Below are 13,633 nucleotides of genomic sequence, written 5' to 3'. Positions count from 1 at the left end.
CGCGAAGGCGTCCCCCTTTTTCGTGTCACGCCGCCTGGGCCATCGCCCCGAAGGGCGTCCCCGCGAAGGCGGCGGGCCCACCCCGCACCACGCCGCGCAGCGTCTGCACCAGCGCCATCGCGTCATGGCCCTTGCCCATCTCCGGCGGGATCAGGTCGAGGTCCGACAGATAGGCCATCGTCCAGGTGGCGAAGCAGCGTGCCGGGCTCGGCGCCTGGTGCAGCAGCCGCACATCGTGATGCCGTTCATCCTGCCGGATCAGGTCGAACATGTCCGTCACCATGTCGGGTGGGCCCTCCAGCGTCTGCGCGAAGCGCCCATTGCCGGATACCAGAAGCCCCGACAGTCGCCAGATCGCGTTCTTCGTGCGGGAGACACCCAGGATCTGCTCCACCAGCGCCTCCTCCTCCAGATGCATCGTCCCGGCGGCACGGCGGCTGGTGTAGATGATTCGCATCAGCGGAGCGGATCGGCCTTGCATGGGAATTCTCGCATGAGGTGATGCGAGTATCTTATCTGGGACGTCCCTTCCGAGGCGTTACCGCCGGACTCACGCCCCCAGCTCCCCCGTATGCAGCAGCGTCCGCATCCGCATGAGCATGAGCAGGGAGGCATTGCCGTCCGCGAATTCCGCCGGCACTTCATCGAGGTCCCGCAGCAACGCCATGCTCCAGGCCGGGAAGATGCGGTCCTCCACCACATCGACCTTCACGATGCGCATGGCGGTGTGACGGGGGTCGCGCTGGATCACGGTCAGCAGGCCGCGCACCACCAGGGGCCTTCCTTCCAGCACCTGGGCGAAGCAGCCCTTGCCATGCACCAGCACACCCGTCACGCCGCGGCGCGGGTTGTTGCGGCGGGCGGAGTCCATGATGCTCGCCACGGTCGCCTCCTCGGCGGCCAGGGCCTCCCCGTGCAGGCGGCTCGTATAGATCACCCTGTGCAGCCGCCGATCGCCCGAATCCATGCTTCCAGTCCCGGCCCCATTCGCCCGGCGCTGGTGTCGTCCCGGTTTGTGAATGGCGGATTGCCCGAGGCGCCCGTCAGGCGGCGCGCCCCGGCAGGCTGCGCATGGCGCCGCGGAAGGCATCCAGCGCCTGGTCGATGTCGCGGCCCTCATGCGCCGTGCTGATGTAGTATTTGCTGTCGCCCTTGAGGATGCCGCCGGCGCGCATCACCTGGTTCACATGGGCGGCCATCGCCCGGTCCGCCCGCAAGGTGGCGCGATAGTCGCCCACCGTGCCCTCCGTGAAGACCAGGTCGAAGAGCGGCGGCTCACCCACCACCTGGGCCGGGATGCCGGCACGGGCCACCTCCGCCTCCAGCCCCGCCATCAGCCGCCGCCCGGTGGCGAAGACGGCCTCATAGGTCCCGGGCCGGCGCAGCACCTCCAGCGTCTTCAGCCCCGCCACGGCGGCCACGGGATTGCCGGACAGGGTGCCCACCTGCATCAGGAAGCGGTCCTCGCCCACCGCCGCGCGGTCGAACAGCGCCATGATGTCGGCCCTGCCCACCACCGCCGCCAGCGGGAAGCCGCCGCCGATCACCTTGCCCAGCGTGCAGAGATCGGGGGTCACGCCGTAGTAAGCCTGCGCGCCGCCATAGGCGAAGCGGAAGCCCGTCACGACCTCGTCGAAGATCAGCACGATCCCGAAGCGCGTGCACAGCGCCCGCAGCCCTTCGAGAAAACCCGGCGCCGGCGGGATCAGCCGCTGCAGCGGTTCCACGATGATCCCCGCGATCTCCTCATGCCGCGCCTCCACCAGCCGCGTCACGGCATCGAGGTCGTTGAAGGGGCTGACCAGTACCTCATCCCGCACGGCGCGGGGGATGCCGGCGCTGTCCGGCACCGCCTGCGGGAAATTCGCCAGCTGCTTCGGCGCCAGGGACATCAGCCCGTAGTCGCTCATGCCGTGGTAGCCGCCCTCGAACTTCACGATCCGGTCGCGGCCGCGGAAGGCGCGGGCCAGGCGCATGGCATAGAGGTCCGCCTCGGAGCCTGAGGAGACGTAGCGCAGCTGCTCCGCGCAGGGCACGGCCTCGACGATCGCCTCGGCCAGGGCGATCCCCGCCTCGTTGTTCGCGAAGAAGGTCGTGCCGCGGGAGAGCTGCTCCCGCACCGCCTCCAGTACCTCCGGATGGCCATGGCCGATGAACATCGGACCGGAGCCCAGCAGGAAATCGACGTATTCCCGCCCCGCCACGTCCCACACCCGGCCGCCCTGGCCATGGCTGAGGATCACATCGCCGGGGAAATTGCCGAAGGTCCCGCCGGGCAGCACGCGGCGCGCCCGTGACCGCAGCGCCTCCTCTCGGTCCATCGCATCCATCGCTCAGCCTCCGCCGGGTCCTTGGAAGTAGAGGGCGCGGCGGGCAGGGCGGCAAGCCCACGCGTTACGCCGCCCGATACGCCTCCACCAGGAAATCCAGCAGCCGGCGCAGCTTCACCGGCATCATCCGCGTCGCGGGGAAGACGGCGTGCAACTCGATGAACCGGGTCGGATGGTCCGCCAGCAGGCGCACCAGCCGCCCGTCGCGCAGCGCATCCTCCACGATGAAGGCGGGTTGCAGGATGATGCCCTGTCCGGCGATGGCGGCGCCGAGCAGCGCATCGCCATTGTTGCAGTCGAAATTGCCCCGCACCGGCACCACCGCCGTGGTCCCGTCCGGCCGCGGCAGTTGCCAGCCCTTCATCTGGGCGGATCGCGAATAGCGCAGGCAGTTATGCGCCAGCAGGTCCTCCGGCAGGCGCGGCGCCGCATGCCGCGCCAGATAGGCCGGCGCCGCGCAGGCCAGCACCGCGAAGCGCGCCAGGCGCCGGGATGCCAGGCTGCCATCCGTGAGCTGCCCGATGCGCAGCGCCAGGTCGAAGCCATCCTCCACCAGGTCCACCTGCCGGTCGCTCAGCATCAAATCCACCTGCAAGGCCGGGTAGGCTTCGCTGAAGCGCGCCAGCACCGGGCAGAAGCTGCGCAGGCTGAAGGATAGCGGCGCGCTGATGCGCAGCGTGCCGCGCAGGCTGGATTGGAACTCGCTCGCCTCCTCCGCGGCCTGCTGCAGCAATTGCATCGCCTGGCGGGCCTGTTCGAAGAAGGCGGTGCCGGCTTCCGTCAGCACCTGCCGCCGGGTGGTCCGTTGCAGCAGCCGGACGCCAAGCCGCTGTTCCAGCCCCTGGATCTGCCGGCCGACAGCCATCCGGGACAGTCCCAGCGCCGCCGCCGCCGCCGCCTGGCTGCCGAGTTCGACGGTGCGGATGAAGGCAGTGGTGCCGGCCAGGTGTTCCATCCGTGGGATTGTATCGACTAGCGCGCTAATCTGTAAACGAAGCGACAGATTGTCCCGCAGGGATGGCAGCGCCGATACAGCGCGCACCGATAACCCCGGAGCATGTTCCATGACCGCCGACCCCACCCGCCGCGGCATCGCCGCCCTGCTGGCCGCCGCCCCCGCCCTGCTGGCGACCGCCCCCGCCCTGCTGGCGACGCGCGCCGCCCAGGCCGATGCCACCCCCGCCCGCCCCGCGCCGGCGGTCGAGAGCCGCAGCCTCGATGAACTGCATCGCGCCGCGATGGCGGAGGGCGGGCGCCTGGTCGTCTATGCCGGGGGTGACATCCCGAACGCCTATGCGGGGCTGGAGGCGATGTTCCGCGCGCGCTTCCCCGGCATGCAGATCCGCATCGTCGCCGACCTCAGCAAGTATCACGATGCCCGCATCGACAATCAGCTCGCCCGCGGGCGGCTGGAGGCCGACATCGCCATCCTCCAGACCCTGCACGATTTCGATCGCTGGAAGGCGGAGGGCAAGCTGCTGCCCTACAAGCCGCTGGACTGGGACATGCTGGTGCCGGATGCGAAGGACCCGGAAGGCGCCTTCCACGCCATCGGCTTCATCGCCTTCAGCAACAACTGCAACACCACCCTGCTGCCGGCGGACCGCGCGCCGCGCGATGCGCTGGACTACCTGGACCCCGGCCTCAAGGGGCGGCTGGTGCTGACCTATCCCCATGATGACGACGCGGTGCTGTTCCAGTTCGACCGCATCGTGGGCCTGCATGGCTGGGACTATCTGGACCGGCTGATGGCGCAGGATGTCCAGTGGGTGCGCGGCACCGTGCCGGCGCGACTCGTCGTGCAGCGGGGGGAGAAGGTGGCGACCTTCACCGCTTCCGGCACGCTGAACCCGGTGGCGGGCAATCCGCTGCGCTTCCAGCTGCCGCGGCGGGAGGCCTTCCTGTCCTGGCCACAGACCGCCGCCATCTTCGCCGAGGCGCGCAACAAGGAAGCCGCCCGGCTGTTCCTGAGCTGGTTGGCATCGCGGGACGTGACGGTGGCCCGCACCGGGCAGTGGACCGTGCGGCGTGACGTGACGGCGGCGCCGGGCTTCGGCCCGATCGGCGACTACAACACCGCACCCCATGCCTTCCGCATCTTCATGCGGGACCGGGCGCGGGTGGAGCGGCTGAAGACCCAGTTCGAGCACATCATCGGCGTGCCGCAGGGCCCGAATCCGACCGGCGTGACCGGCCTCTACCCCGCCGCCACCGCCTGATCCCAGGGGCGCCGCGCCCCCTCCTCCGGCCCGCCCGGCTCCCCTGGAGTCACGGCGGGCTTTTCGCGTTCCCCCGCCCGGAATCCTTAGGGCCTGTGGACAGTTAGCCCCGGGATGCGGGCGGCGAGGGATTTTTCGTGCCTGCCAGGGCCGCGGCACTGCCGCGGCGGCGCCGCCGATACCCTTTGGTATCGGCAAGCCGCCTGACGCCGCAGGCGTGGAAAAGCGCCGCCGAACGCGCCCGCAGGCTAACTGTCCACAGGCCCTGGGCCCCGAACGCCAAAAAACCGCGACATGCGAGGGCAAGAGCCATCGCACCGCGGTTGTTCAGCGCAGTTGCTGATCGGGGCCGTGACGGCCGGGATCGACGATCCTGTGATCCACCCGCCGGGGAGGACGGGTCACCGCGAGGGGTCTGCCTCGCGCTCCTGGATGCCCGACCCACCCGGAACCCGGCGCCTGCGCCGGGATTCGGGTCAGCCGGAGAAAAGGCTCAGAAGCCTTCCCGCTCCAGGCGCTTCCGCTCCACCTTGCGGGCGCGGCGCACGGCTTCCGCGGCCTCGCGGGCGCGGCGCTCGGACGGCTTCTCGTAATGGCGGCGGAGCTTCATTTCACGGAACACGCCCTCACGCTGGAGCTTCTTCTTCAGCGCCTTCAGGGCCTGGTCGATGTTATTGTCGCGGACGACGACCTGCACGCGGTGGAACCTCCTTGGTTCACTGGGGGTTGATGGCAAGAAACGCGGATACGCGTCGACCGGTTCCGGACTGGCCGGGACCTGCCGACGCGAAGGGCGCTGCCATAGCATGGGCTGGCGCGTGAGCGAAAGACCCTCCCGCACCGCGCCGCACGCATTACCTTAGGGAACGCGCAGTACCAGCGCCCGCAGCATCCGGAATCCGCGCCGCCATGGCCATCCTGAAGATCGCCCGCATGGGCCATCCCGTCCTCATCAAACCCGCCTTGCCGGTGCAGGACCCGACCGCGCCCGAGATCCGCCGCCTGGTCGCCGACATGGCCGAGACGATGGAGGACGCCCAGGGACTCGGCCTCGCCGCCCCCCAGGTCCATGTCGGGCTCCGCCTGTTCGTCTGGCGCGGCGGCGCCGGCAACATCCTCGCCCTCATCAACCCCGAACTCGAAGCGGTGGGGGAGGAGACGGAGGAAGCCTGGGAAGGCTGCCTGTCCATCCCCGGCCTGCGCGGCTGCGTCCCCCGCGCCGCCCGCATCCGCTTCCGCGGCTTCGACATCGACGGCAAGCGCGTGGAGGGCGAGGCCGCCGGCCTGGCCGCCCGCGTGATGCAGCATGAGGCCGACCACCTCGACGGCGTCCTCTACCCCATGCGCATGCCCGACCTCGCGCTGCTCGGCTTCACCGAGGAATTGTCCCGCGCCGCCACCCAGGCCCGCGATGCCGCCACCCAGGGAGACGCCCGATGATCGAACGCAGCGAGGAACGGGACAGCGCGCTCCGCGCCACCCTGGCCCATGTGCCCACCCTCGGCTGGACCCGCGCGGCGCTGGCCGCGGGCCTGGCCGATCTCGGCCGCGATTCGCTGGAACAGGACTGGCTCTTCCCCCGCGGCCCGGTGGAGGCGATCGAGGCCTGGTGCGACCTGGCGGACCGGGAGATGGAGGCCGCCGTGGCGGCCGAGGACCTCTCCGCGCTCCGCACCCCCGCCCGCATCCGCCGCGTGATCGTGATCCGCCTGGAACAGGCGGCGGCGCACAAGGAAGCGATCCGCCTGGCGCTCGGCCACCAGGCGCTGCCCTGGAACGTGCCCTCCGCCATGCGGACCGTGGCGCGCACCGCGGATGCCATGTGGGCCGCGGCGGGCGATACCTCCGCCGATTTCTCCTGGTACACCCGCCGCGCGACGCTGGCCGGCGTCTATGGCGCCACGCTGGCCTTCTGGCTCCAGGACAATGAGGAAGGCTTCCCCCGGACGCTGGCCTTCCTCGACCGCCGCCTCGCGGGCCTCGCGAAATTGCAACGGCCGAAAGCGGGGGCGGGCGCGAAACGAGCCGCCTGAGCCCGCGTTGCCGCGCTGCAACCCCCATGGAGGCACGGCATGCGCGGCATCCTGTTATGGCTGATCGGTATCCCCATTCCGATCATCCTCCTGCTCTGGCTCTTCGGCGTCCTCGGATAGCGCTTCAACCGCGTGCAGCAGGCCCCGGATTGCGCTAGACTATTCCGCAGTCCGGGGATGCCGAGGGGGCCGGGCGGCCCCGACGCGGGCTCGGGTCGCGCAACGATGGTTGCGTCGCCCGGGCCGATGCGGCAGGCATGGCATCCTCAAGGGGGAGTTCCCGCGCCATGCGTCGCGCTACATTTGCCTATCGTCTTCTCGCTGGCGTCCTTGCCACCGGCATCGCCGGCCCCGCCCTGGCCCAGGCCTGCGTCCAGCCCGCCGAGCGTTCAGCCTTCGAGGTCCGCGCCCTGCAGAGCCAGCTCATGGTCACCGCCCTGACCTGCAGCCGGGACCAGGACTACAACGCCTTCGTGAACAAGTTCCGCCGCGAACTCGGCACGGCCTATTCCTCCATCGAGGGCCATTTCCGCCGCACCGCCTCCGGCAATTTCGCCCGCGCGCGCGACGGCTTCATCACCCAGCTCGCCAACGACCATTCGCAGGACGGCCTGCGCCAGGGAACCGCCTTCTGCCCGAACTCGGTCGCGCTGTTCCAGGTCGCCCTCGCGCAGTCCGACCTCAACTCCCTCGCCACCCTGGCATCGGATCGCAACATCCTGAACCCGATGATCGCGCCCGCCTGCCCGGAACGCGCCACGCCCGCGCGCAACCGCCCCGCGGCCACCACCCGCGCGGCCGCCCAGTCCCGCTGAGCCGCCAGGGCTGACGGCGACGCCGGGGATGAAGCGCTTCTGGGACGATGCCAGGGCGGAAGCGGCGGAGGGGGGATTTGCCATCCTCCTCGATGGCCGCCCCGTGCGCCTGCCCTCCGGCGCCCGCCTCCGCGTCGCCACCGCACCCCTGGCGGAGGCGATCGCCGAGGAATGGCGCCAGGCCGGCGGCGCCAAGGGGGGGGAGATGCGCCCCGAACAGGTGCCGCTCACCCGCCTCTGCGGCACGGCGGAGGAACGGATCGCCCCCGACCCCGCCGCCACCGTCGCCGCCATCGCCCGCTATGGCGAAAGCGACCTCCTCTGCTATCGCGCCACCGAATCGAAGCTGGCGGCGCGCCAGGCGGCGGGCTGGGACCCCTGGCTCTCCTGGTCCGCCCAGGCGCTCGATGCGCCGCTCCGCGTCACCACCGGCATCATGCCCGTGGCGCAGACCGACCAGGCGCTGCGCGCCCTGGCCTGCGCCGTGGAACAGCACCCGCCTCTGGTGCTGGCCGCCCTCGGCGTCGCGGTTCCCGCCCTCGGCAGCCTGGTGCTCGGCCTCGCCATCGCCGCCGGCCACCTGTCCCCGGAGGAAGCCCACCGCCTCGCCACGCTGGATGAGGCGTTCCAGGAGGAAATCTGGGGTACGGATCCCGAATCGACCGCCCGCCGGGAATCCGCGGCGGCCGATGTCGCCATCGCGGCGCGCCTCGTCACCCTGTCCCGCGCATGAAGGCCCGGCTCCTCCGCATCGAGGGGCGGGTCCAGGGCGTCGGCTACCGCGACTGGCTGGTGAAGCAGGCGAATCGCCTCGGCCTGCAGGGCTGGGTCCGCAACCGCCCCGATGGCAGCGTCCAGGCCCTGGTGGCCGGGGAGGAAGGGGCCGTCCTCATGCTGCTTTCCGCCTGCCGCCGCGGCCCCATGCTGGCCCGCGTGGACCTCATCGAGGAATCCCTCGCCGAACCCCCCGGCGAGCCCGGCTTCCACCGCCTGCCGACCGGCTGACCCGGCGTTACCCTTCGAGACGTCGATAGTTCTTGTCCGGTTAACCATACTGTCCTATTGAGCGACCCGTCGGCGGGCCTAGTCCCGCCGCGCCCCGGCCGCGTGAGCGGGCCTGGCGCCGCGACCCCCCTGGATGAACCCAGCGGGACGCCGGCGCTGAAGGAGGCCCGGACCGGGGCGCAGCACGCGGATGATCGCCGAAGGGAGACACAACTCCCGGCAACCGCGCCTCAGTGGACAACATCGGACCGGCCCCGGCACGCGGGTGGGTCCTTCTGCCACCCTCCCGCCCGGCACCGCGCCGCGCGGGATGACCGGATTTGATCACTCTCCATGACCACCTTCGCCGAACTCGGCCTCTCCCCCCGCCTCCTCCAGGCGCTCGAGGAAGAAGGCTACACCACCCCCACCCCGATCCAGCGCGACAGCATCCCCCACGCCCTGAAGGGCCGGGACATCCTCGGCATCGCCCAGACCGGCACCGGCAAGACCGCCGCCTTCGGCCTGCCGCTGCTGCACCTGCTGGCCGAATCCAAGGGCCGCCCGCCCCGCGGCGGCTGCCGCGCGCTCATCCTCTCCCCCACCCGCGAACTGGCCAGCCAGATCGCCGACAGCCTGAAGGCCTATGGCCGGCACATGGGCCTGTCCGTCGCCGTCATCTTCGGCGGTGTCCCCCACGGCCCGCAGCGCCGCGCCCTCGCCCATGGCATCGACATCCTCGTCGCCACGCCCGGCCGCCTGCAGGACCACATGGATGAAGGCGCCGCGCGCCTCGACATGGTGAACGCGCTGGTCCTCGATGAGGCCGACCAGATGCTGGACAAGGGCTTCTGGCCCGCCATCCGCCGCATCCTGCCGAAGCTGCCCCAGCCCCGGCACACCATGTTCTTCTCCGCCACCATGCCGACGGAAGTCGCCAAGCTGGCCGGCGAGATCCTGCGCGACCCCATCCGCGTCGAGGTCGCCCCCGTCTCCTCCACCGCGGAGCGCGTCACCCAGCACCTGGTCGTCATCGAACAGGGCCGCAAGCGCGGCAAGCTGGCCGAGCTGCTGCGCGGCGAAGGCGTGGGCCGCGCCCTGGTCTTCTCCCGCACCAAGCACGGCGCCGACCGCATCGTGAAGAACCTGGAAGCCGACGGCATCAACGCCAACGCCATCCACGGCAACAAGAGCCAGGGCCAGCGCGAGCGCGCCCTCGCCGACTTCAAATCCGGCCGCGCCCCCGTCCTCGTCGCCACCGACATCGCCGCCCGCGGCATCGACGTGGACGGCGTGACCCATGTCATCCAGTACGACATGCCGGACACGCCCGAAGCCTATGTCCACCGCATCGGCCGCACCGCCCGCGCCGGCGCCTCCGGCATCGCCGTCGCCATGTGCGCCCCGGACGAGCGGGAGAAGCTGTGGCAGGTGGAAAAACTGATCCGCATGCCCATCCCGGCGACCGACGAACGCCAGGACGTCTCCGTCCCCATGCACCGCACCCCCGGCCGCCCCGACGCCATCAAGCCCGCAGCCGGTGCCGGTCGCGGCCGCGGCCAGCCCGGCGGCCGAGGCCGCAACGGCGGCGGCGGCCAGCGTGCCCCCCAGCAGGCCAACCGCCCCCGCGTTGACGCGAAGCCCGCGGCGCCGCGCGGCGACGGCGGCAACGCCCCCGTCCGCCGCCCCACCGCCGCCGCCGCCACCCCGGCAACCAGCCGCGACCGCGCCTGGCGCGACGGCGACTTCCGCGACGCAGCGCCGGCGTTCCTGCGTAAGCGCTGACGCTGAGCCCTCTCCCCGTGTCTGGGGGGAAGGGGCTTTATAAGCCTTTCAGATCAACGCCTTGGGGAAGGCTCCGCCTTCCCCAAACCCCATCCGCCAGGGCCGAACCGGCCCTGGACCGTCATCAGTTTCGCGCCAGGACGGGGAACGCGAACCAACCGACGACCCCACTCACCACAGAACCCTCCCCCGCGCTTGCGTGGGGTCCGGCGCATGTCGCCGGACGCTGAAGGCTGGCAGGGTGTCTTTGCCACCGAGGTGCCCGAGAACCCTCCCCCGCGCTTGCGTGGGGTCCGGCGCATGTCGCCGGACGCCGAAGGCTGGCAGGGTGTCTGTGCCACCGAGGCGCCCGAGAACCCTCCCCCGCGGTTGCGGGGAGGGCAGGGTGGGGGTACGGCCCGCCCTGACACACCAACCAGAGGCCCCTCCATGCGCGAAACCGTCCTGATGAAAGGCGAAACCGCCACCCTCGTCATCGTCACCGCCAACGGCCAGACCGAAGTGCTGGACGGCGAAGACGAGGTGATCGAAAGCCACAAGGACGACCGCCACGAAGCCATCCTGGCGCGATACCTGGCGCAAGGGTGGGAGATCGAGGAAGACGGGCCGTAAGGCCCACAAACCCGCCTCCCCCTGCGTGAGGCTCACCGCGTGCGGGCGCGGGGCGGGGCAAAGGGTGGCTGTAGCGTCCTGCCGCGCTGCTTCACCTCAAGGCCCCGGATGCCATTCAACGGCGTCAGGTCAGCGACCTGCGTGCCCTCCAGGTCGAGCTTTCGCAGGCTGGAGAGGCCGGAGAGCGGCGAGACATCCGCGACCTTTGTGCCCTCCAGGTCGAGCGATTGCAGGCTGGAGAGGCCGGAGAGCGGCGACACATCCGCGACCTGCGTGCTCTTCAGGGTGAGCGATTGCAGGCTGGAGAGGCCGGAGAGCGGCGACACATCCGCGACCTGCGTGCCCATCAGGTCGAGCGATTGCAGGCTGGAGAGGCCGGAGAGCGGCGACAGATCGGCAATCTGGGTTCCGCTCAAGTCCAACTCGACAATGAAGGGCACCCACGCCGCCGGCGGCGCCTCACTTGCCAGAACAAGTCGCTTCACCTCATCAAGGTCGAAATCATCGGGCGGCGGCCCCTCCTTTGCTGGCGGTTCTGGCGCGATGTCGATTGGCCCCGTCGCTTGCAGCCGGCGCCGGATGGCGCGAACAAGAACGCGGACACTGCGGGCCGGCCGCTCGGCCGATCGCGCCAGCAACCCGCCCACGAAGCGCACCACGGGTGTGAGCCAGCCAGTCAGGCCCTCCACAGTCGCCTTCACATCGCGCGCAATGTCACGGATCGCTTCCGTCGTGCGCGCCAGGGCGGCGATGTCGCTCTCCGGCGGAATCGCAGCATCCTGCCCCGTGCGCGTCTCCAGCCGCGCTGCCCCCACCTGCACAGTCAGTGACGCGATTTGCAGGTTGAAAAGCCCGCGCTGATCCACGGCCATATTGGTCTGCGGCGTCGTCGGTTTGGCGGTAGCCTCGGCCAATCCCCGCACATTGTCCTCGACGTTGCGAAGCCTTTCATCAATGCGGACCAGGGTGGATTCGAACGCCGCACGCGGCACCTGCAACTCGCCGAACCCGGACATCCGGGGTTCGAGGCCGAGCGCCCGTGCCGCATCCACGCCGTTCTCCAGCGCCTCGACCAGGTTGCCGCGTTCGCCGCGCAGCGCCGTCAGGGCGGGTGTTGGCGCCTCAAGGTCCGGGTCCAACTCCGGCAGTTGAAGGCGGCGCAGGTCCTGGCGGGCTTTCGAGAGATCCCCGCCGAGTTCCCTCGTCGCGCCCACCGCCTCATTCGCGATGATCAGGTCGATCCGATCGAGCAATTCCTTGAAGTAGCGCTGATGCGCCGGGTCGTTGCTCAGCGCCAGGGCGGCGCGGAAGCGCCGGGACGCCCGCCCGATTTCGCCCAGGCGGTCGCGCATCGCCTGGATTCGCTCTGGCCGCGTCATGGCGTCGGCCTCGTGCTGGCCGCGAGGGGCGAACGGGGCGTGATGCTGAACCAGTCCTGGATGCCGTCGGAGATCGCCTTCGCGGCTTCAGCGAAGCCGTTCTCCGGCTTGGGCCAGTCCGCGACTGGCTTGAGGCGACCATCGCGGGTGGTCGGCACCACCTGGATGTAGCTGCCGAAGAAGCCCATCCAGCCGCAATTGCGATAGATCACCGGCAGGACCAGCGCTCCGCTGCCGCTGTGTCGCGCCTGGATGGCCGGCCATTCCCTCGTCAGGATGTAGTCGGAGGCGAAGAAGTCCGCCGTCACCAACAGGACAAAGACCTGGGACCGCTCGATTTCCGTCTCGATCCTGTGATTCCAGTAGTCGCCTGCCCGGATGCGGCGGTCATGCCACAGCCTCAGATTCAGCAGATGGGCGGGCGCTGCCAGATGCACGCGCAGCCTCTCAAAGGCGGCGTGGTCCGCATGCGAATACGACAGGAAGCATTGTTCCGGCCCCGACATGCCCCGGCCATGCCAGCCTCGCGCACGCTCAACAACCGCCTCCATTGATGACGGGGTCCGGGGGGCGTCACGCCCCCCGGTCGGGGGCCTGGGGGCAGCGCCCCCAGCCTTCCCCCCTGGACTTTCACCCCGTCAAAGGACTATCATCCTATCGCTCTTTGAACCCGCTCATCAGCCCCTCGCTCACCCCGACCCTCCCCCGGCGGGGAATTTGTCCAAAACACCCCCGCTGAATCCGCACTAAATCGGCTAAATCTCCTAAATCCACAGTACCCGCCGCCCCGTTACCCGAACACCTCTCCCCAGGCCGCCATCAGCGCGCTGTCCGCTTCTTCCATCGTCGCCAGCACCCCCAGCCGATGCAGGCTTGTCACGCCCAGCCCTTGCTCCGCGATCCCGCAGGGCACGATGCCGCCGAAGTGGGACAACTCCGGGTCCACGTTCAGCGCCACCCCGTGCCAGGACACCCAGCGCGTGACGCGCACGCCGATGGCGCCGATCTTGTCCTCGGTCCCCCGCGCGCGATCGACCACCCAGATGCCGACCCGCCCCTCCCGCCGTTCCCCCTTCACGCCGAAGCGGTCGAGGGCGCGGATCATCCACTCCTCCAGCCCCTGGACGAAGGCCCGCACGTCCCGCGCCCGCACCGTGCCGTGGTCCCGGTTCAGGTCGAGCATGACATAGCCCGTCCGCTGTCCCGGCCCGTGATAGGTCCATTGCCCCCCGCGCCCCGCGGCGACCGCCGGGAACCGCGTTTCCAGCAGGTCCTCCGGCCTGGCGGAGGTCCCGGCCGTGTAGGTCGGCTCATGCTCCACCAGCCACACCGCTTCCGGCTGCTCGCCCGCGCGGATGGCCGCCACCCGGGCCTCCATGGCGGCCAGCGCCTCCGCATAGGGAAGCCGCCCCGGCGTGATTCGCCATTCGAGTGCGGAACCGGGCGGGGGGGGCGTTGTCGGGTGCGCTGTCATCG

The 13,633-nt window shown here is 70.5% G+C and carries 16 protein-coding genes; 8 read left to right on the top strand and 8 right to left on the bottom strand.

Translation table 11 applies throughout. From position 1 onward, the window contains the following. Positions 1–25 precede the first annotated feature (25 nt). From BM041_RS16685 to BM041_RS16670, 4 genes are all read right to left on the bottom strand, one after another. A complete protein-coding gene (locus BM041_RS16685; protein ID WP_175533984.1) occupies positions 26–457 on the bottom strand; it encodes a BLUF domain-containing protein in 432 nt (143 codons plus the stop codon). Between the two features lie 93 nt (positions 458–550). Continuing rightward, positions 551–967 (bottom strand): BLUF domain-containing protein, encoded by a 417-nt coding sequence (locus BM041_RS16680; protein WP_175533983.1) that lies wholly within the window; start codon positions 965–967, stop codon positions 551–553. Between the two features lie 76 nt (positions 968–1,043). Continuing rightward, on the bottom strand, positions 1,044–2,330 hold the full coding sequence (locus tag BM041_RS16675) for an aspartate aminotransferase family protein (protein ID WP_092961009.1): 1,287 nt from the start codon (positions 2,328–2,330) through the stop codon (positions 1,044–1,046). Between the two features lie 64 nt (positions 2,331–2,394). Further along, positions 2,395–3,285 (bottom strand): LysR family transcriptional regulator, encoded by an 891-nt coding sequence (locus tag BM041_RS16670; RefSeq protein ID WP_175533982.1) that lies wholly within the window; start codon positions 3,283–3,285, stop codon positions 2,395–2,397. Between the two features lie 109 nt (positions 3,286–3,394). Here BM041_RS16670 and BM041_RS16665 point away from each other — a divergent pair, with 109 nt between their 5' ends. Next, entirely contained in the window at positions 3,395–4,549 is a 1,155-nt protein-coding gene (locus BM041_RS16665; RefSeq protein ID WP_139226091.1) for an ABC transporter substrate-binding protein, read from the top strand. Positions 4,550–5,042: 493 nt separating this feature from the next. Here BM041_RS16665 and rpsU read toward each other — a convergent pair whose 3' ends face one another. Further along, the gene (gene rpsU / locus BM041_RS16660; protein WP_007006360.1) at positions 5,043–5,246 is read right to left on the bottom strand and encodes a 30S ribosomal protein S21; all 204 of its coding nucleotides are present in this window, start codon (positions 5,244–5,246) and stop codon (positions 5,043–5,045) included. Between the two features lie 212 nt (positions 5,247–5,458). Here rpsU and def point away from each other — a divergent pair, with 212 nt between their 5' ends. The 7 genes from def to BM041_RS16625 all read left to right on the top strand — a co-directional run bounded on the left by def (position 5,459) and on the right by BM041_RS16625 (position 10,778). After that, positions 5,459–5,989 (top strand): peptide deformylase, encoded by a 531-nt coding sequence (gene def / locus BM041_RS16655; RefSeq protein WP_092961006.1) that lies wholly within the window; start codon positions 5,459–5,461, stop codon positions 5,987–5,989. Further along, complete coding sequence (locus BM041_RS16650) at positions 5,986–6,582, top strand: COQ9 family protein (RefSeq protein ID WP_092961005.1); 597 nt, start codon at positions 5,986–5,988, stop codon at positions 6,580–6,582. The genes def and BM041_RS16650 overlap by 4 nt, the downstream gene beginning before the upstream one ends. Positions 6,583–6,869: 287 nt before the next feature. Next, positions 6,870–7,397 carry a hypothetical protein gene (locus BM041_RS16645; RefSeq protein WP_092961004.1) on the top strand — a complete coding sequence of 176 codons (528 nt, stop codon included), beginning with the start codon at positions 6,870–6,872 and terminating at the stop codon, positions 7,395–7,397. A 28-nt stretch (positions 7,398–7,425) separates the two neighbouring features. Continuing rightward, a complete protein-coding gene (locus BM041_RS16640) occupies positions 7,426–8,130 on the top strand; it encodes an ATP12 family chaperone protein (RefSeq protein ID WP_092961003.1) in 705 nt (234 codons plus the stop codon). Then, positions 8,127–8,402 (top strand): acylphosphatase, encoded by a 276-nt coding sequence (locus BM041_RS16635; RefSeq protein ID WP_092961002.1) that lies wholly within the window; start codon positions 8,127–8,129, stop codon positions 8,400–8,402. Before BM041_RS16640 ends, BM041_RS16635 begins: the two co-directional genes overlap by 4 nt. Before the next feature lie 333 nt (positions 8,403–8,735). Further along, a complete protein-coding gene (locus tag BM041_RS16630; RefSeq protein ID WP_092961001.1) occupies positions 8,736–10,166 on the top strand; it encodes a DEAD/DEAH box helicase in 1,431 nt (476 codons plus the stop codon). 429 nt (positions 10,167–10,595) lie between these two features. Then, complete coding sequence (locus BM041_RS16625) at positions 10,596–10,778, top strand: hypothetical protein (protein WP_092961000.1); 183 nt, start codon at positions 10,596–10,598, stop codon at positions 10,776–10,778. 32 nt (positions 10,779–10,810) lie between these two features. Here BM041_RS16625 and BM041_RS16620 read toward each other — a convergent pair whose 3' ends face one another. The 3 genes from BM041_RS16620 to lipB all read right to left on the bottom strand — a co-directional run bounded on the left by BM041_RS16620 (position 10,811) and on the right by lipB (position 13,631). Then, positions 10,811–12,130 carry a leucine-rich repeat domain-containing protein gene (locus tag BM041_RS16620; protein WP_092960999.1) on the bottom strand — a complete coding sequence of 440 codons (1,320 nt, stop codon included), beginning with the start codon at positions 12,128–12,130 and terminating at the stop codon, positions 10,811–10,813. 23 nt (positions 12,131–12,153) lie between these two features. Further along, the gene (locus tag BM041_RS16615; protein WP_175533981.1) at positions 12,154–12,663 is read right to left on the bottom strand and encodes a toll/interleukin-1 receptor domain-containing protein; all 510 of its coding nucleotides are present in this window, start codon (positions 12,661–12,663) and stop codon (positions 12,154–12,156) included. A gap of 284 nt (positions 12,664–12,947) precedes the next feature. Then, the gene (gene lipB / locus BM041_RS16610; RefSeq protein ID WP_092960997.1) at positions 12,948–13,631 is read right to left on the bottom strand and encodes a lipoyl(octanoyl) transferase LipB; all 684 of its coding nucleotides are present in this window, start codon (positions 13,629–13,631) and stop codon (positions 12,948–12,950) included. Positions 13,632–13,633: the final 2 nt, after the last annotated feature.

This window comes from Falsiroseomonas stagni DSM 19981, from assembly GCF_900114315.1.
In the GTDB taxonomy this organism is placed as follows: domain Bacteria; phylum Pseudomonadota; class Alphaproteobacteria; order Acetobacterales; family Acetobacteraceae; genus Falsiroseomonas; species Falsiroseomonas stagni.
The sequence above is the reverse complement of the archived record's forward strand: the minus strand, read 5'-3'. Positions and strand labels throughout refer to the sequence as shown.

Bases quoted from the DNA above. Each gene is read 5' to 3' on its own strand.
- BM041_RS16685 (WP_175533984.1), bottom strand. From the start codon at position 457: ATGCGAATCATCTACACCAGCCGCCGTGCCGCCGGGACGATGCATCTG.
- BM041_RS16680 (WP_175533983.1), bottom strand. From the start codon at position 967: ATGGATTCGGGCGATCGGCGGCTGCACAGGGTGATCTATACGAGCCGC.
- BM041_RS16675 (WP_092961009.1), bottom strand. From the start codon at position 2,330: ATGGATGCGATGGACCGAGAGGAGGCGCTGCGGTCACGGGCGCGCCGC.
- BM041_RS16670 (WP_175533982.1), bottom strand. From the start codon at position 3,285: ATGGAACACCTGGCCGGCACCACTGCCTTCATCCGCACCGTCGAACTC.
- BM041_RS16665 (WP_139226091.1), top strand. From the start codon at position 3,395: ATGACCGCCGACCCCACCCGCCGCGGCATCGCCGCCCTGCTGGCCGCC.
- def (WP_092961006.1), top strand. From the start codon at position 5,459: ATGGCCATCCTGAAGATCGCCCGCATGGGCCATCCCGTCCTCATCAAA.
- BM041_RS16650 (WP_092961005.1), top strand. From the start codon at position 5,986: ATGATCGAACGCAGCGAGGAACGGGACAGCGCGCTCCGCGCCACCCTG.
- BM041_RS16645 (WP_092961004.1), top strand. From the start codon at position 6,870: ATGCGTCGCGCTACATTTGCCTATCGTCTTCTCGCTGGCGTCCTTGCC.
- BM041_RS16640 (WP_092961003.1), top strand. From the start codon at position 7,426: ATGAAGCGCTTCTGGGACGATGCCAGGGCGGAAGCGGCGGAGGGGGGA.
- BM041_RS16635 (WP_092961002.1), top strand. From the start codon at position 8,127: ATGAAGGCCCGGCTCCTCCGCATCGAGGGGCGGGTCCAGGGCGTCGGC.
- BM041_RS16630 (WP_092961001.1), top strand. From the start codon at position 8,736: ATGACCACCTTCGCCGAACTCGGCCTCTCCCCCCGCCTCCTCCAGGCG.
- BM041_RS16625 (WP_092961000.1), top strand. From the start codon at position 10,596: ATGCGCGAAACCGTCCTGATGAAAGGCGAAACCGCCACCCTCGTCATC.
- BM041_RS16620 (WP_092960999.1), bottom strand. From the start codon at position 12,130: ATGCGCGACCGCCTGGGCGAAATCGGGCGGGCGTCCCGGCGCTTCCGC.
- BM041_RS16615 (WP_175533981.1), bottom strand. From the start codon at position 12,663: ATGTCGGGGCCGGAACAATGCTTCCTGTCGTATTCGCATGCGGACCAC.
- lipB (WP_092960997.1), bottom strand. From the start codon at position 13,631: ATGACAGCGCACCCGACAACGCCCCCCCCGCCCGGTTCCGCACTCGAA.